This window comes from Curtobacterium sp. PhB136 (assembly GCF_004346855.1).
GTDB lineage: Bacteria > Actinomycetota > Actinomycetes > Actinomycetales > Microbacteriaceae > Curtobacterium.
Map to the genome: position 1 here is coordinate 71,705 of NZ_SMGH01000012.1, position 16,773 is coordinate 88,477.

At 67.6% G+C, this 16,773-nt stretch carries 18 protein-coding genes; 10 read left to right on the forward strand and 8 right to left on the reverse strand.

What is annotated here, in order from left to right:
• Window position 1 precedes the first annotated feature (1 nt).
• Both EDF27_RS19325 and EDF27_RS19330 read right to left on the reverse strand, forming a co-directional pair.
• Complete coding sequence (locus EDF27_RS19325) at window positions 2-988, reverse strand: conjugal transfer protein (protein ID WP_132050637.1); 987 nt, start codon at window positions 986-988, stop codon at window positions 2-4.
• On the reverse strand, window positions 988-1,215 hold the full coding sequence (locus EDF27_RS19330; RefSeq protein WP_123704930.1) for a hypothetical protein: 228 nt from the start codon (window positions 1,213-1,215) through the stop codon (window positions 988-990). Before EDF27_RS19330 ends, EDF27_RS19325 begins: the two co-directional genes overlap by 1 nt.
• Before the next feature lie 267 nt (window positions 1,216-1,482).
• Here EDF27_RS19330 and EDF27_RS19335 point away from each other — a divergent pair, with 267 nt between their 5' ends.
• From EDF27_RS19335 to EDF27_RS19360, 6 genes are all read left to right on the forward strand, one after another.
• Window positions 1,483-2,214, forward strand: coding sequence for a hypothetical protein (locus EDF27_RS19335; protein WP_132050639.1), 732 nt, complete (start codon window positions 1,483-1,485; stop codon window positions 2,212-2,214).
• Window positions 2,215-2,228: 14 nt separating this feature from the next.
• Entirely contained in the window at window positions 2,229-2,933 is a 705-nt protein-coding gene (locus tag EDF27_RS19340) for a hypothetical protein (protein ID WP_132050641.1), read from the forward strand.
• Between the two features lie 86 nt (window positions 2,934-3,019).
• Window positions 3,020-3,307 (forward strand): hypothetical protein, encoded by a 288-nt coding sequence (locus tag EDF27_RS19345; RefSeq protein WP_132050643.1) that lies wholly within the window; start codon window positions 3,020-3,022, stop codon window positions 3,305-3,307.
• Complete coding sequence (locus EDF27_RS19350) at window positions 3,304-5,406, forward strand: FtsK/SpoIIIE domain-containing protein (RefSeq protein ID WP_132050645.1); 2,103 nt, start codon at window positions 3,304-3,306, stop codon at window positions 5,404-5,406. Before EDF27_RS19345 ends, EDF27_RS19350 begins: the two co-directional genes overlap by 4 nt.
• A gap of 60 nt (window positions 5,407-5,466) precedes the next feature.
• Entirely contained in the window at window positions 5,467-5,703 is a 237-nt protein-coding gene (locus EDF27_RS19355) for a hypothetical protein (protein WP_111047833.1), read from the forward strand.
• Window positions 5,704-6,130: 427 nt separating this feature from the next.
• On the forward strand, window positions 6,131-7,474 hold the full coding sequence (locus tag EDF27_RS19360) for a hypothetical protein (RefSeq protein ID WP_165931585.1): 1,344 nt from the start codon (window positions 6,131-6,133) through the stop codon (window positions 7,472-7,474).
• Window positions 7,475-7,994: 520 nt separating this feature from the next.
• Here the strand turns inward: EDF27_RS19360 and EDF27_RS19365 are convergent.
• The 4 genes from EDF27_RS19365 to EDF27_RS19380 are packed head-to-tail and all read right to left on the reverse strand — an operon-like array spanning window position 7,995 to window position 11,548.
• Window positions 7,995-8,762 (reverse strand): hypothetical protein, encoded by a 768-nt coding sequence (locus tag EDF27_RS19365; RefSeq protein WP_132050649.1) that lies wholly within the window; start codon window positions 8,760-8,762, stop codon window positions 7,995-7,997.
• A complete protein-coding gene (locus EDF27_RS19370; protein WP_132050651.1) occupies window positions 8,759-10,399 on the reverse strand; it encodes a hypothetical protein in 1,641 nt (546 codons plus the stop codon). Before EDF27_RS19370 ends, EDF27_RS19365 begins: the two co-directional genes overlap by 4 nt.
• A 58-nt stretch (window positions 10,400-10,457) precedes the next feature.
• Window positions 10,458-10,844 carry a hypothetical protein gene (locus EDF27_RS19985; RefSeq protein ID WP_207909669.1) on the reverse strand — a complete coding sequence of 129 codons (387 nt, stop codon included), beginning with the start codon at window positions 10,842-10,844 and terminating at the stop codon, window positions 10,458-10,460.
• On the reverse strand, window positions 10,844-11,548 hold the full coding sequence (locus tag EDF27_RS19380) for a ParA family protein (protein WP_132050653.1): 705 nt from the start codon (window positions 11,546-11,548) through the stop codon (window positions 10,844-10,846). The genes EDF27_RS19985 and EDF27_RS19380 overlap by 1 nt, the downstream gene beginning before the upstream one ends.
• A 146-nt stretch (window positions 11,549-11,694) precedes the next feature.
• Here EDF27_RS19380 and EDF27_RS19385 point away from each other — a divergent pair, with 146 nt between their 5' ends.
• From EDF27_RS19385 to EDF27_RS19395, 3 genes are read left to right on the forward strand one after another with little or no spacing between them, the layout of a single operon-like run.
• Window positions 11,695-12,147, forward strand: coding sequence for an HD domain-containing protein (locus tag EDF27_RS19385; RefSeq protein ID WP_132050655.1), 453 nt, complete (start codon window positions 11,695-11,697; stop codon window positions 12,145-12,147).
• Window positions 12,148-12,151: 4 nt separating this feature from the next.
• Window positions 12,152-12,988, forward strand: coding sequence for a hypothetical protein (locus EDF27_RS19390; RefSeq protein WP_132050657.1), 837 nt, complete (start codon window positions 12,152-12,154; stop codon window positions 12,986-12,988).
• Complete coding sequence (locus EDF27_RS19395) at window positions 12,985-13,527, forward strand: hypothetical protein (protein WP_132050659.1); 543 nt, start codon at window positions 12,985-12,987, stop codon at window positions 13,525-13,527. Before EDF27_RS19390 ends, EDF27_RS19395 begins: the two co-directional genes overlap by 4 nt.
• Before the next feature lie 24 nt (window positions 13,528-13,551).
• On the opposite strand, the gene EDF27_RS19400 is transcribed toward EDF27_RS19395, so the two are convergent.
• Together EDF27_RS19400 and EDF27_RS19885 are read right to left on the reverse strand one after the other, a co-directional pair.
• Window positions 13,552-14,490: a hypothetical protein gene (locus EDF27_RS19400; RefSeq protein ID WP_132050661.1), complete on the reverse strand. Its 939-nt coding sequence runs from the start codon at window positions 14,488-14,490 to the stop codon at window positions 13,552-13,554.
• A 32-nt stretch (window positions 14,491-14,522) separates the two neighbouring features.
• Complete coding sequence (locus EDF27_RS19885) at window positions 14,523-15,422, reverse strand: hypothetical protein (protein WP_165931586.1); 900 nt, start codon at window positions 15,420-15,422, stop codon at window positions 14,523-14,525.
• A 79-nt stretch (window positions 15,423-15,501) separates the two neighbouring features.
• On the opposite strand from EDF27_RS19885, the gene EDF27_RS19410 reads away from it, so the two are divergent.
• Window positions 15,502-16,704: a type IV toxin-antitoxin system AbiEi family antitoxin domain-containing protein gene (locus EDF27_RS19410; RefSeq protein WP_165931587.1), complete on the forward strand. Its 1,203-nt coding sequence runs from the start codon at window positions 15,502-15,504 to the stop codon at window positions 16,702-16,704.
• Window positions 16,705-16,773: the final 69 nt, after the last annotated feature.

The following is a 16,773-nucleotide window of genomic DNA, read 5'->3' on the forward strand; positions in this document are numbered from 1 at the left end:
GTCAGTTCCCTTCGGTCGGTGCGGGGGTGGCCGACGGCGCCGGGGTAGCGGCGTCGGAGTTCGAGAGCGTCGGTGCGGTGCCGAGTCCGGACACTTCCCATCGGTCCGCGCGTGCGCGGAGGGTGATCGGGTAGGTGGCGGTGACCTGCTGGCCGACGGAGTTGGATGCCGTGACGGTCGCGTAGACGTTCACCGTCGCGCCGTCGGTGGGGTGCTCGGACGGCGCCGTGGTGGCGGTGAGGGTCGAGATCGACAGGGACGTGTACGGGGCCGGGTCGATCGGAGGGATCGACTTCGACGGGGCGGTGTAGGGCTCCGTGTCGCCCTGCCCGGTGAGGTAGGCGGCGAGGAACGCGTTGACGGCCTTCCCGGCGGCGGAGTTGGTCGCGATGGTCTCGCCGTAGCCGAGGGAGCTCCCATCGGTGGTGTGCCGGGGGCCGGCGACCGGGGCGGGCAGCCCGACGGCGCTGAGCTTGTTGCCGCCGTCGGTGACGGTGACCTGGAAGTAGCGGCGCGGCCACTGGTCGCCCTTGTCGGCGTCGATGGTGTCGTCCTTCACGTTCGCGGCGACGACGACCTGGGCGAGTCCGTCGCGGGTGGTCGTCGATGATGCGACGACGAGATCGCGGTACTGGAACCCGGTCTTGGGCAGCTCGATGTTGGCCGTCGTGTAGGCGTCAAGCGCGGACGAGTTGTCGCGGTCGGCGGCGAGCCAGGCACCGACGAAGCCTGCGGCGAAGCTGCCAGCGGACTGCTGCAGCGGCGACACCTGCTCGGAGCTGACCACCTGCGGGGCGGCCTCGGAGCTGCCGCCGCCGGAGAGGACGGTCATCGCCAGCGCGGCCGGCCCGCACACGAGAGCGGCGGCGATCGCGATCGTGACACCTCGAGCGCCGAGAAGTCCGCCGTTGGTCCACTGCGCGGCCTGCGCGGTGGTCTCAGGCTCGGTCGACGCCGGCTGCGGGGTCTTCTTCTTCGGCAGCTTCATCACGCGCTCTTCCCGTGGACACGGACCGCGTCGATCGCGCGCTGGTACTCCGGCGACTGCAGGTAACGCAGCGCCCGCGCCTGGGTCTCCGGGCTGAACGGCTTCTCGTGCAGATCGAGTGCGACGTCCTGTGCCTGGTCGTAAGCGGAGAGCACTCGGGCGTGCTCGTTCAGCTCCTTGAGCATCCCGTCGGGCAGCTGCGGTGCTGCGTCGTCGTGCGTGGGCATCGCACGGTCCCTTCGTCGATGGCGAGACCGGAAATGGCCTCTCACCTGTAAAGGGGTGCCCCCGATCGGGTCGACCGGGACAAATCCGTCGAGCAATTTTTCTGAGGCCCGTTCCTCCGCCGATCCGCGTGTTCATGCCCCTCGCGGAGGGACCCGGTGACAGCCGAAAGCTGCGCCGCCAGAGCGCGTTCCCCGGTACCCCCGGCAGTACCTCCCGCGTGAGGACCGTCGTTCGAGTCAACGGTTCGTCTCACCCCGGGGGTTCTCATGAGCACCATCACCAACCGCGCTTTCTCGCTCGACAGCAAGCTGCGTCGGGAGTGGGAGGACGACATCGCGGGTCGGGTGCACGCCTTCGGCAGTCACGGCACGATGACCGCCGACGCGATGCTCGAGCAGGCTCGTCGGATCGTCGACGGTGACCGTGACGCGCTGCTGCACGAGCTACTCGAGCTGGCGCACACCGGTGACTGGATCGCTGAGCGAGTGCTGCTGCAGCTGCTCATCCCGGCGGCGCGGAGCATGGCGCACCGGGTCCACGCCCTCGACGAGCTCAGCCGGAACGACCGGGTCGACATCGCCATCGGTGCCGCGTGGGAGAGCATCCGCCGGTACAAGCTGCACCTTCACAGCCGGGTGATGGCGAACCTGACGATGGGCACGCTCAGCGTGATCGCCCCGAAGCCGTCCGCGAACGACCGACTCGTTGCCGGCGTCACCAACTGCGTCACGGACGAGGTCCTCGAGCACGTCGCCGGCGCATGGACCGAGCCGGAGCCCTCCCCCGAGTCCGAGCTCGCGAACCTGCTCACCTGGGCGGTCGACACGCACGTGGTCTCCACGGACGAAGTCGCACTGCTCGGCCGTGCCTACCTCGGCGAGGAGAGCCACACCACGATCGCCGCGGATCTCGGCATCACCAGCGAAGGCGTCCGGAAGCGTCTCGCGCGGGTCCGGAACCGCATCGGTATCGCAGCCCGCACCGCGTACGCCGCCTGAGCGAGGGCCCCACCATGCGCAAGCTCCTCCTCGCCGCCGCCGCGATCGCCGCGGTCGTCATCGCCATCGTCGTCATCGCCGTGCACCGGCCCACCGCGGAGCACTCCGAGACGAACGATGCAGCTCCGGCCGCCGTCCCCTCCGCCTCGAGCGGGTCCGACGACCGAAAGCTGCAGGAGCTGCTCAACACACGACTCAGCACCACCGGTGCGCAGCTCTCGGTCGGCCTGCCCGCGACCCTCACCATCGACGCCGCGAACGGGGACACCGTGTACGCCCGCGTCACGATGGACGAGCTCACCAAGCTGCCCGCCGACCAGGTCGCTGCCGTCCTGCAGCAACGCCCCGCTCTCGCCGGCTACGACACGGTGTGGACGATGCCGGTGTCGCTGACGGTGCTCGGCGTCGTCGACGAAGACGGCACCCACGTCGAGCCGACCGCCGCGCTGACCGCCTCCGACCTGGCGCGCTTCACGATCGCCACTCACCCCGGCGCGGACCAGCTGCCCAGCGCGAACACCCTGACTTCCACGGGATGCGCCGGCCTGGACTCCGTGTCCCCGATCGCTGCCGGCCGCACCCTCACCTGGTGCATCCACGCCTTCGCTGACGGGTCGTCGAACCAGCCCACGGGCGGTCAGTACGAGACGAGCACCGGCACCTACCAGACGCCGATCACGTGGGCGTCGAAGCGATACGCCGCGCCCGAGATCCCCTGAGCTCGACTGATTTGTCCCGGTTCCCCCGGACGAGGTCACCCCTTTACCAGTGAGGGCCACACCGGTCCGCGATGAAGGGAGCCGCTGTGCAGAACAGCAACGACGACATGTGGACCTGGTTCGCCGGGATCATCGCCGCGGTGGTCATCGGACCAACGCTGCTCGCGAGTGCCGTACCCACCGCGCAAGCCTGGCTCGTGAAGGCACACGTGCTCGCCACGAAGGGGGTACTGATCCCCATCGGTACCGGTGCGGGCCTTGATCTGGCGCGGATCGCGATCGCCGCCGGCGCGCTGGTACTGGTGGTGCTGATCGTGGTGCTGCTGGTGCGTTCGCGGGTCCGCGCAGCGCAGGAGAAGCGGAGCCGCGCGTGAGCCGGGCCGCCGGCATCGACCGGCTGCCCAGACGCGGAGGATGGTTCGGCGGCGTCGCGACGATCGTCGCGCTCGCACTCGTCGGCACCGGGATCGCTGCGACGGTCTCGGCGACCGGCCTCGCCGTCGGCATCGGGATCGGGGCGGTACTGGCCGTCGCCGGCATCATCGTCTTCCACACCCGCGCCGCCCGTCGCGCCGAGCAGGTCGACCTGTTCCTCATCAGCGTCAACACCGTCCTCGGCTGGCCCGAACCCGACCGCTCCCGCGTGCGTGCAGCAGCGTGGAAGGGCTCCTGGGTCGGCACCCCGCGGAAGCTCCGGCTCTCGTACAACACGGCGTCCGCCGTCGACGTCAGCGCGCTCGAGCTCGTCAACGAACTCCGCCGTCGCGCCGCAGCCCGGTTCGGCATCAGCTACCGCGTCGCCAAGCACAACGAGCGCCGCGGGCTGGTCTGGCTCACCGAGCACGACTCCGTCAGCGACCGGGAGGCGGACGAGAAGACCGAGCGTGTCCGGACGCAGATGGCGAAGACGTTCGGCGCCGACGCACAGGTCACGACGAAGACGGACGACGACGGTGAGCCGAAGGAGATCACGGTCAAGTTCGAGGTGTCCCCGCGCCTGACCCGTGAAGGCGTGCGCACCCACATCGAGAGCGCCACCAGCGCGGTCCTCGCCGGTCGGTGGCGAGCGTTCTGGGATCTCCGACGCGACTTCGTCCGGTTCGAGCTGCGCCCCAAGCTGGAGTCCCTGATCCCGAACCCGGCCGTCGCGCCAGAGAACGTGGACCCCAAGGCCGGCTACGACCAGATGGCCGTCCCGATCGGCAAGGACGAGGACGGCGAAGTCATCGTCTGGAAGCCGAAGGACCAGGCCCACGGGATGGTCACCGGTGAGACCGGTAAGGGCAAGACCGTCGTGATCCTCGGCATCGTCATGTACCTCGCCGCGCACGGCTGGCGGATCTGGGGCATCGACGGCAAGCGCATCGAGCTGCTCGGTCTGCGCGAGTACCCCAACGTCGAGCTCATCGCCGGCCGCATCGATCACCAGGCCCGCGTCGTCCGCGCCGTGTACGAGCTGATGCAGGAACGGATGGAGGCGTACGAGAGCCGCCGGGTGCGCTTGAACGACTTCGAGCCGGTCCTGTTCGTCGTCGACGAGTTCAAGACCTTCCGCAACGCCCTGCTCGCCTGGTACCGCTCCGTGAAGCCCAAGGGTGCCGCCAGTACCCCGGTCACCCTCACCGAGTTCTCCGACATCGTCAGCCTCGGCCGGAAGCTCCGCATCCACCTCCTCATCGGCCTGCAGCGCCCGGACGCCGAGTTCCTGACCGGTGACATGCGCGACAACTTCGGGTTCCGCGTCAGCCTCGGCAAGCTCTCCCCCGAGGGCGCGAAGATGATGTGGCAGTCGTTCGTGACCGGCACCACCGTGCCCGTGAACGCCAAGGGCCGCGGCATGGCCCGCAACAAGTCCGGTACCCCCGTCGAGCTGCAGACGTACTGGACCCCGGACCCCGAGCAAACCGATCCCGAGAACCCCTCTGAGTGGGCGTTCGAGACCGACCTGCAGTTGGTCGAGAACCTCCGGCCGCGCGTGAACCTGTGGGACACGAAGCGGATCATCGACCCGGACGACTCCCCCGAGTTCGACGACAACGGCAAGCTCATCAAGAACGGTGCCGACTTCGACGACTACATGGGCGCCCGGATCGCGAAGGCGACGATCGCGGACGCGATGCCGGTCCGGAAGATGGCCGGCGTCTACGAGTCCCCCGTCGCGAAGCAGCTTGAGCAGATCCAGATCGAGGCCGAGGAACCCGAAGAGCAGCTGCAGCCGTTCGAGGGCTACACCGAAGCCAGCACCTCGAGCGTGGAAGAGCTCCTCGACGGCAACGGGTACCTCCAGACTGAAGGCGCGCTCGTGGAGATCGAGGAGGGCGTCTGGGGCGTCCTCGAGTTCGCCGGCTGGGACGACGCCGAAGAGGGCTACGTCGAGCTGTCCTACCGCGACTACGACTCCGGCGAGCCCGGCACGATCTCCCTGCCCAGCGACGACCGCATCGACATGCGCCTCCCCGAGGACGTCGCGTGACCCGACACGCCGGGCACGCACAACGGGCAATTAGTGCATACGTGCACTTAGCCTGTCGCTATGGCCAAGCCTCGCAAGCGTCGGAAGACCATCGTGGACCCCGTGCGTCCCGGTTGGATCATCGAGCGCGCTTCCAAGGACAAGATCACTCGGATCGCCGAAATCGTGGACTTCTCGGATTCCGCGTTCATCGACGAGATGGTCGCGCACCTGGAGCTGGACTCCCGGGGCGTACCTGTGTGGTGGCCGTACCCGGTCTCGGTCGACGACGGGGAGCTGCCTATCGACGAGGCCTAAACCAAAAGGCCCCCCGCCGAAGCGAGGGGCCCACGTTTTTGGCTCTGAACCTGCCCAGTTTGCCGACTTACAGGTTCCGAGTTCGTTCCTTCGAAGCACCGGTTGATCGCCGGACCTTCGTCGTACCCGCCGGAATGGAGGTCCCGGGGGTGATCCCATCGTAAGCCCTATACCTAGAGTTAGCCACGACTCGCCGCTGGAAGTTCGGAAGTCTGTAACTTCCCAACTCACGGACGTCGGTACTTCGGCACCCCCCGCGGCCCAGCAGCTGGGCGGATCGTCCAGCGCTACGCCCACCACCGTCGCACCCTCCGTTCACTCGGGGCGGGTCGCTTGGCGGTTCCTCGAGGACGCTCACGGACGCCGTCGACGGGTTGCGTTGAAGGCGCCGAAGTCGTGGGGTACCGACTGGACTGAGCGCGCCCGTGTGGGCCGGCGCTCATCGACGCTGCCGGCACCGGAAGGTGCGTACGCGGCGTTGCCGGCGTGGTCCTCCCGGCGGCAGTACCTCGCCGCGGTCGCGGCCGCAGTCGGGTCGGAGCGGGGTCGTGCGCTGCGGAAAGCGTGGGTGCGCAAGTGGGTGGCCGATGAGCCGTTCTGGGCGATCGTGCACGCGTTGGCGTCGTTCGCCGACAACACCACCGGCCGCGGGGTGACCGCATCGCGTCAGACGATCGCCGCGAAGGCGGGCCTGCTCGAGGACGTCGACGTGTCGACCGATGCCGGGCGTCGCCGGGTGCAGGCCGCGATGAAGCGTGTGCAGCAGGTGACCGCGATCCTGACAGAACTCGGCCTCTACGCGATGGTGCGAGTCGGTCGGCCGTTGTCGGCTCGTGAGCAGGCGATGTTCCGTGCTCGTGGGCTGTACCAGAAGGCTGTGGGCAACGAGGCGGCCCTGATCGTGCCGGGCCATCTGGCGGCTGCAGCAGCGACCCGTCGACCGGCTGGCGGGGCCGCTACCTTCCACCTACATCCCGAAACCTCAACTAGAAGCTCTTCTCCCGTTACAGAGATACCCAACAAGCCGCCATCGCGGCGGACGGCCGCTGCGCGACCGGGGCAGCAGGGATCTCCCACACGGCCGAAGAGCACACGAGCACCGATGCGCCCACTGAGCGAGCGGGCGCCGGCGTTCCGCCAGCTCGTGGCGGCTCTGGACGCAGCGACGGTGCGCCCGGACGGCTCCGTGGTCGGACGCTTCACGCAGGGACGCTCCGTGCTGGGCCTGGTGCGCATCCTCGACGACTTCGGCATCGACGCCTCGTACACCGTCGACGAGCTGCTGCTGCGGGTCTTGCGGTGGGAGCCCCACTACCGGTTCCGTGACGGTCTCGGGTGGTTGCGTGCGCGCCTCGCTCGAGCGTTCCGCCGGCCGACGTCGAACGGCTCGGTACCCCCCACTCCCCCGGAGTTCACCGGGCAGCGCGACCTCGAGGAGCTCTGGGCAACCGACGAAACGTTCCGCGGCGGATGGGTCCGGCTGCAGGCCCTCCACGCCGCCGAGGACGCCGCTGGTACTCCCCCGACCGGCACAACGACGGCGGAGTCCGTCGACGTCAGCGACGCGGCGCCGACACAAGCTGCGGCCCGTCCTCGGCGTTCGTCGGTGGTGCCGGAGTGGCGTCGCGAGCTCGACGCGGCCCAGGCTCGCGTCGACGAGGAGGACGACGACACGTGGGCGGCCGGTGTCGCTGCGGCCCGCGCTGCCGGCCGGACGAACAGCCGGGACCGGCGGCTCCCGTACGTGCCGACGTTCGCTACCGCTCAGTAGGTGCGCAAGCTCCGAAGCTGCTGCGGCGAATGAACAGCGGTCGGAGAGCAGCAACGTCACCGGACATCCGAAGGCGGAGAGTTCCAGACGGCGGGAGTTCGGAGTTCCGGAACTGCCGAAGAGCCGAAGTCACAGACCACCAGAGTGCCGATCTCTGGCAGTACGGAAGTACCGGAGAGCCGAAGTACCAAGCTTCGGAAGTCTGTAAGTTCCGGAGGTACTGAGTCGAGACGGGGGTAGGGGTTGGCCGGCCCTTAGCCCTGGGGGGCACGTCCCGGCCAATCCTATCCACGGTGAAGAGTCAGGGAAGAGACCCCCGGCCAAATTCGGTCGGATCTCACCGGGCCCGCTCCTGGCGGCTGCTCGTGCCCGCTGGGAGGGCTTCACGGGGTGGTGGGTGCGCGCGACGGTGGCCGGCGTTACCGTGGTCATGCCGGGGCGTTCCCCCAAACACCCCGGACGCAAGAACGGTCCGTACGCGATCCCCCATCGCCGTACGGACCGTTCTCTGCGTCGGTCGTCAGTAGTTCGGGCGCCACCCGGACTGTGTGCGCCGTTGCCGGCCGCGGGCCTTCTGCCGGTCGTACTCCTGCGTCTTGCTCTTGCCGTAGACCGTCATCGTGATCCCGGTGATCGGCTGCTCCGAGACGTCGAGGTTGGTGTACCGCTTGCCGTTCTCGTCACGGAGCCAGGACAGGGCGTCCCCGCCGTGGTCGTTGATGCGCTTGAGCATCGTCGAGGCGTTGTACTCCTTGACCTCCATCACCCGGCCGTTGGCGTAGGTGACACGGGCCTTGATCATCTGCTGGGTGTCGCGCGCCTGACCGCGAGCGGCGCCGCGGACGCGCTGCAGGATCTCGGTGTTCGCCTGCTGCCGACCCTTCGCCGTGCGGCCCTTCGGGATCTGCAGGTCGTGCTGCCGGCCGCCACCACCGAGGTACGTCGTCGTGCGGAGCCGGCCACCCTGCCGGTCCTGGGTGTACCGACCACCGGTGTCCTGCGGCACCACGGTGGCCTCCTCGGCGCCGGCCTTGTTGCGGACCCGGACCAGCTGCCCGGAGCGGCCACGGCGACGGGGCGGGATCGTGTTGGTCTGCCCGGTGCGAGCGAGCTCGAGCAGCGACGCCCGGTACACGGAGCCGCTGGTCTCACCGTTGAGTACCTTGCGGATCATGCGCGGCGATCGCTGCAGCTCGCCGGCGATCTCCGCCACGCTGAGCCCTCGGCCACGGAGCTCTTGCACGAGCTCCTGCGGGGTGCTGTTCTGCCGAGACGTCGCGTCGCTCACGACGCCACCTCATCAGCGGTGACACCGGCGCCGCTCTCCCACGCCGCCGCGGGGCCAGCAGCGTCGGCACGCTTCGCCAGCGAGTCACGGGAGTTGCGGGTCTCCGGCGTCAGGAACGAGCCCGAGAGCATCCCCTGCAGACGCAGGCGCCCCGTCTTGCCGTCGTCGCCGCCACCGTGCTCAGTCGGGAGACTCCACGCGGGCACCTCGGTCGTGTAGATCGCGTCACCGTTGATCCCGATGAGCGTGTGCCCGGGAACCGCGAGAGCTCCCGCAGTCTTGAGGCCGAGCCCGGAAGCACTCGAGAGCACCGCGGCGCGGCCTCGGCCCCAGATCTGCGCGGAGAACTCGGGGTGGAAGAACATCCGCGCCCGCTCCGAGACCGTGCTGGGGATCTGGTACAGGAACAGCTTCCCCTGCCGGACCATCGTCGACTGGTACTCCGCCGGCACATCGAACGCGCTCTCCGCGACCCGCGTCTGCGCACGGCCGGCGGAGTTGAAGTTACCGACCGTCTGCAGCAGGATCGCGCGCAGCGCACCGGCAAGCGCGCGACGCAGCAGCGGCGGGAGATCCGGATTGCCCTGCACACGGTCGCGTGCGCGCTTCACCCGCTCGTAGAACGTGTCCAGAGGACGGGCACGGGTGAACTGGATCGCCTCGAGGGGCTCGACGAGCCATCCCGCGTTCAGCGCGACGAACACCTCGGCGGCATCGGCCCAGGTCTCCCCCGTCGCCCCGGGACGGTTCGGGTAGTACCAGCCGTCCTCCACCTTCCGGTGCTGCATGCCGAGCAGCCCCACGTGGTTCCAGTCGTTCGGCACCGTGAACCGGACGAAGAACCGCGCACGGGCGTAGCGGTCGTTCTCCAGCAGCGCGTAGGCGCCGGCACGGTTCAGGCGCAGGCCCGGGCCGATGCCGAGCTCCCGGCCGAGGGACGCGTACATGAACCGACCGTCGACGTGCGCGAAGGTCTGGATCTTCTTGGTCTGCTTCGGATCGATCAGCGGCACGCAGTCCTCGTGCTCGCTCATGCTCGGCCCGGCGACCATGTGGTCGTAGTGGTGCTGGCCAGCGCTGCCGCGGATCTCGTCCGCCATGTCCGGTGACACGGGAATCGGGTTGACGTTCTTCGGCAACGACCACGCCCAGAGGTTCGTCCCCGTCGCGGCCGGCGAGAGCATCAGCCGTGCACGCTCGTCGACGCCGGCGACGATCTCCTCGAGGGTGTTCCACGCCATGCGGGCCTGCGCCGGCGTGAGCGGAACATCGCCGAACCACTCCTCCACGGTGCGGACCTCGATCTTCTGGCCCGTCACGGCGTGCTCGAACCGGCCCGTGGGCGGACCACCGGCAACCCAGTGCGACCCGGGAATCCAGTTCGGGGTCTGCACGAACAGCCAGTGCCGGATACCGGGCGCCGGCTCCGGCCGCTTGCCGGTGAGCATGATCCGCTCAGCGCCGTAGCTGCCGGCGGTGTCGAGCAGGTCGGTGAGGTTCGGGTTCTTCCGCCCGGTCCCGACCTTGGGCCGAACGGAGGTGCCTTCGCGGGTGACGCCCTGACCGGTGGTGTGGTCGAGCCAGATCGTGGGGACCTCTTTCGGGGTCCAGCCGCGGGGACGGTAGCTGTTGTCCATCGCGCGTTCCTTCCGGAGTTCCGGAACTACAGAGACCCGTAGTTACAGACTTACAGAGTTATTCGGTGAGGCCGAGGGAGGCGCGGAGCTCGGCCTCAGTGGAGCCCTGCAGCTCGTCGGCGCGGCTCATCAGCAGGTCGACGGCGACCCGGATCAGCGTGTTGTCGGTGATGCGCGGTCCCGGCGCCAGGCGCGTGCGCTGCAGCCGGCGGGCGGACCGAGACAGATCCTCGAGCTGGTCGTCGCGGAACCGGCACTCCTTGCGCACGAGGTCCTCGAACAGCGCAGTCGCCGCGGCGGGCTTCTCAGCAGCCGGCGCGGGAGCTTCGGGTGCCGACGCTGCTGGGGCGGGAGCCTCGGGCGCAGCGGTCTCGGTCAGCTGCGCCTCGGTCGTCTCGTCGACGGCTGCGCTGTCCAGCAGTGAGGTGAGCTTCTTCCGGGCCATCAGTGGTCCTCCTGCACGGTCCGGGGTGACATGGCACGGATCGAGAGGAGCTCCATCGCGATGCGACGGAAGTCCTCACTGGCCTTGAGGTCGTTTCGGGACGCCCGGTACTGCGTCACCACAAGGCCATCGATCGGCGCCTTGGAGTGCGACTTGTACCGGCGGACCGCGTTCTGGAACCGGTTCAGGCCGATCTGGTCGACGAGCTCCTGGATGTCTTCGAGATCCTGCGGGGTGCGCGGGTCGTACTTGTTGATCAGCACCCGGTAGTCCAAGCCCCGCGGGACGATGAGCGTCTCGACGGTCTTGCGCAGCGGATCGATCGAGAGCGCCTCGGCCTCGGTCGGCGCGATGACGAAGTCAGCCTCATCGAGAACGGGCGTGAGGATGTGGGTCGACTCGAGCGACCCAGGGGTGTCAACGATGATCACGTCGTACGGCAGCTCGCGCAGCCGGGCGAGGTTGTTCGGGTCCAGGTCCGCGGCGAAGTCGAACGGGAGGTTGTCCCCGGCTCGTTCCGCCCAGAACGTGACAGAGCCCTGCGGGTCGATGTCGACGACGAGGACCCGGCACGTCTCGGACAGCACCGCTGCGAGACCCATCGTGGTCGTGGTCTTCCCGACGCCGCCCTTCTGCATCGCAATCGCGACGATCCAGGGCGCCACTGGCGGTGCCGCGGCGGCAGCTTTCCGTGGAGTTGGCATGGTGCTTCCTTCCGGGTTTCGATCTGACATTGACGAATGTACTACACCCGGACTCTGGAAGCAACAGAGTTACGAAGTCTGGAAGAAACAGAGTCTGGAAGAAACAGAGTCTGTAAGTTGTGTTAGGAACGTGCTACTTTGGACGCATGGGACAGGAAGAGCTGATCGCGACGGCGTTGACGATCGCCCGCGACGCGCATGCAGGCCAGGTCGACAAGAGCGGCCACGCCTACATCGAGCATCCCGTCCGCGTCGCCAAGCGCGTCCGCCGGCGCGACCCGGATGCTTCGGTGGAAGTGGTCGCAGCAGCGCTCCTGCACGACGTCCTCGAGGACACCGAGCTCACCCGGTCGGATCTCCTCGATCGCGGCATCCCCCTCGACGTCGTCGACGACGTCGACGCGGTCACCAAGCGCTCAGGGGAGCCGGCTGAGGAGTACTTCGCCCGTGTGCGTGCTCGCGCCGGCGCCCGGGCGGTCAAGGCCGCCGACATCGAGGACAACACCGACCCCGCACGCCTTGCGCAGCTCGACGAGAGCACCCGTCGACGGCTCATGGCGAAGTACGAGCGCTCCCTGCAGCTGCTCGAGGGGGAGTAGCCCCATGTGCCAGTCCTGCGCGGAGGGAGGCCGACGATGCCGCGACCGACGACGCCTCCAGCAGCTCACCACGGTCGATCTCGCGCCCGAACAGGCAGAGCAGCTCCCCGAGGTCGACTGGGCCGGCAACGCGGCTGAGGACGGCGCCGAGGCGGTCTGGAGGGACTATGCACCGGCGATCGCCACCGAGACCATCGCCGTCCTCGCCGAGACCCGTGCGGCCGAGCAGCACACCACTGCTGACGTCGTCGATGCCATCCCCGCCGGCGCCCGGCCGCATGGCCTTGAGTTTCGGATGAAGAGTCCCGCCTCGCTCGCCCGGAAGATCCGCAGCCGTGCGACCACGACCGCCGCCGCCCAGAACGCCGGCGGCCTGCAGGGCGTCTCGGACAAGCTCACCGATCTGCTCCGCTACACCGCGGTCACCCCACGGCACGACGATCTCCCGGGCACCGCGACCACGACGATCGCTGCCCTCGAGGCGCGCGGGTACACCGTGGTGTCTGCCGAGCACTCCTACGTCGGCGGCAACGCGTACAAGGGCATCCACATCCTCGTGCAGCACGGGGACGAGCGGCCCGTCGAGATCCAGTTCCACTCCGAGCTCAGCCAGGCCGTGAAGGACCAGAACCACGTGGACTACGAGATCGAGCGCGACCGGAAGACCCCGCACGCCGAGCGGAAGGCCGCACACGAGCGAATGACCGCCCGCTCGAGCGAGATCCCAACGCCCGCCGGCCTCAACGAGCTCACCAGCATCGGGGGCCATCCCCTGAGCGAGAAGACCTACCCGAACCCCTACTCCGTGGCGCACAATGAGACCGAGGAGACGAACCGATGACCCAGTTCTACGAGGTCCGCGACAGCGACCAGAACCTGGTGTGGATCGCCGCCCACGAGACGGCCAGCGAACACCGCATCTTCGTGTACCTGCCCAACACGGGCACCTGGCAGCACAGCACCGCCGTCGAGGACGACTTCTACGACCGCGACCGCAACGCCACCTACATCGCCATCAGCGGTGAGCAAGCAGCCCGTCAGCTGCCGAAACTGCAGAAAGTCAACGCCAAGACCGCCACCTGGCTCCTCGAGGACCTCACCTCGAGCTCCACCGCCACCAGCGCCGAACTCGGGCTCCCGATCATCACCACCGCACGGCCCACCACCGAAGCGCAGGTCATCGAGATCCTCGTCATCAACGACGGTCACAAGTGGACGGTCGTCTACAACGGCCCAAGCAATGGAGCTGCGCGCACCTTTGCCAGCGAACTCCGCAACGGCAAGAAGAACCGCATCAACCGCATCGGCAAGTTCGAGACGCGCGTCGTACAAAATACCGTCGTGGAAGCGCGCCGCATCGTAGAGAACGCCAGGCCCTGACCTACTCGTCGTCGATGTTCGCGGCTAATTGGCCGCCAGTCGGCCAGCCGCACGTGTGTTGTCGCGGGCCGTATTGAAGGACTTTGCCGTCCCCGCCAGTCGTTTCGCGAACGTTTCCAGGTCGCTGCTGAACTCTGGCCATGTCTTACGAAGAGAGATAAGTCCCAGTGGCATGGTCGGGTCGGACCACTCATTGTGGTGGGTCGCCGCGGCGTGATCGATCTGATTCCCAAGGTCCACGGCTACCTCATCGTCGATGTAGCGAACGTGGTCGAGACTGGAGCGCAAGAGCTCCACGACTTCCGCCAGTGCTTGCCCCCGGCCGTAGTCGTCGCGGGGGTCCTCAAGCCGAACGGTCAATGCTGCGGCGCCGAGCTCGGTGACAAGATCAGCGAGATTGTCTACGTAATCGTTGGGCTCGCTCCGGATGAACCGTCGAGCTTGATCGTCGAGATGGAACAGGGCAGGGCCGTGGTGCGCCCAGAGATCCGCCTCCGCGCCGAATGACTCCGCGTAAAAGGGGCGTCGACCGTCGAACTGCAGCTCGATGTGTTTCGCGGTGTCATCCGCAGCGCGGCGGATATCGAGAGGGTCGAAGTACTGCGGCCGGAAATTGGAGTCAGGGGTTGAGGGCACGAGGATCACGAAAGTGGGCGTTCCCACTTGCGCACCTGTTACCCAGCCGCGGACAGTGCTTCCCGAGACTCTCACTTTCTCAATGCGATCAATCTTTGCCCGGGCTTTCACTTGCACGTGAGCGGAGTGTCCGCCTAGTTCCCAGGTGTCTTTAGATGGCCGTTCGGAGGCGTTCCACATGGGTTCTTTGGGAAGGTGCAGATGGAGGTCCCAGCCGGAGTCATCCATTGTGAGGCTGTTGACCGCTGCCCCAGTCTCGAGGAGTTGCGCGAGGACCCTTGCCTCTCCGATCGCACCGCGAACCTGTGATGAGTTCCGTTCCGCCATGGAGCCACGCTAGTGCGCTGCCAGTGGCGAGGTCAGTACTTCTCGATCTGCCAGGAGTGTTCGACATCGAAGCGAATCTCGGCCGTCTTGCCGTTGGACCACTCCCAGGTTGTCGCGTGACCGAGCACCATGATCCTGTCGCCGGGCACGAGACCATTCACCTTGTCGGCTGAGTAGACCGCGATCACCAGGGCGACGTCGGAGCCGGCGTTGTTCTTCACAGTGAAGTCGGCCTGGGCGCGGACTCGCTGGAGATCCCAAGATGACGTGGGGGTGGTGCCCTCCGTGATGGACATGGTGATCGCGGCGGGGGCGATCTTCTCAGCGACTGACCGACCCAGGTACCGCACGCGTCCGTAGTACTTGGCGAGAGCAGCTTCGTCGGAGATGTCGAAACAGAAGTCTCGCCAGAACACCACGTCGACGTCGTCGTCGGCGTTGCGGTACTCGACGCGCATCTGGTTCATGAATTCATCGGCGTCTGCGAACTGCTCGAGGAATCGCCGGATCCGCTTCACGCCTCCGAAGGTCGTCGCCCAGGACGGAGCATTCGACCGCTTCTGCGTGGAGCTTGAGGTTCGCTGGGGGACGGACTTCCTTGATTCGCCCGGGAGCTTGATGAAGAACTTCTTTTCGCGCGAGTCGATGTCGAGATCCTTCTTTGCCCGCTCGCCCTGCATCATCGTCTTGAAGTTCAGACGGCAGTCCGGAGCATGCTCACTCTTCGGGTACAGGCGGAGGAACGCCCCTCGGTCATCACCCGCGCGTGTGACACCCGGCGTGACCCAGGACAGCGGCACTGGGCACCCCACGCACGTCAGATCGGCCCGGTCAGGCCGGTCGGTGATGTCCTTCGGCTCGACGTCCTCGCTCACTCTTGCGCCGCTCGCGTCCGTCGTCCACAGGCGAGCCTTCTGGTACTTCGTCGGCATGCCGAGCTCCTTCCACCCCAAGTCACCTCAACCGTACCTTACTTGCTACTTTTGTTGCGTTGCGGCGTACAATGGAAGCATGTCCAAACCTATCGACGGAGCGATCGCCAGCCTGGCAAGTAGCCAGTGGGGGATGATCACCGCTGCGCAAGCGACTGCTCGTGGCATCGCACGCAGCACGCTGCTCCGTCGAGAGCGGGCCGGCAGCCTCGAGCGCGTTCGCGCGGGCGTGTACCGACTGCCCGGGGTCCCGGCCGGCCAACTCGATGACCTTCGTGCGGCTTGGCTGGCAAGCGCCCCGGCGGTGCCTGCATGGGAGCGCCTCGACGACCCTGACGTCGTCGTGGGTGGCGCCGCGGCTGCCTGGGCGCACCAAATTGGTGACCTCTACCCGTCGACGGTGCTGCTCTACACGCGTGTTCGCCGGCAGTCCAAGCACGAGGACGTCCGCTACAGCACCCGCCAGCTCCCAAGCGAAGATGTCGCAGTGGTCGACGGGCTGCCGGTGACGACGCGAGAGCGCACGATCGCGGATCTGCTCAGCGAGCCTGGGGCCGACCTGTCGCTCGTCGCAGACGCACTCCGAGACGCAGAGCGAGCAGACGCGGATCTTGATACAGATCATCTCGTCGCTCTCCTTCGCCCGCACGCGAAGCGCCTCGGCCATGCATCCGGGGTCGAACTGTACGAGCACCTGCGCTCGATGACACGAGTTGACGAGGAGCGTCTTCGGAACCTGCTCGTACACACGAATCTGCCGGACCTGGTCGGGGCGCTGGCGAACGACCGAACGGAGACTGTGCTGCAGTCGCTCCTCGGCAACACCGCGAATGACCAGATCAAGGCCGTGCTCGCTGCCATCCGGGGACCGCTGATGGCGGACCTCAACGAGCAAGTCAAGAACGCGATCATCCCGCTCAAGGGGGCGGGGACCGCCTGGGGATCACTCGTCGCACCGCGTATCCAACTGCCGGCGCACGTGCTGCCCAAGGTGGGCCTATCGCCTGCCACGCAAGCGGCGCTGGCGAACATCAAGATCGCGCCGCTCACACCGGACATTCAGAAGCGAATCTCCGAGCTAGTGACGGCGCCGGTAAAGGTGCCGAAGGTGACGATGCCGAAGCTGACTTCGGTGGTCATCCCGAAGGTGACGGTGCCGAACGCCTACCTGGCGCCGTCGGCGAAGCAGATCATCGCCGATGCAACGCGTCGTGCCATGCCCACCCCTCATGACGATGAAGCCTCCGAGCGCCCGTCGACGGGCGAGCAGGACGACCAGTGAGTAGGCCCGACTCGTACGCGACGCCCGCGGCGACCTGGGCAGCGATCCGAGCAGCCGCTCGGAGCGACG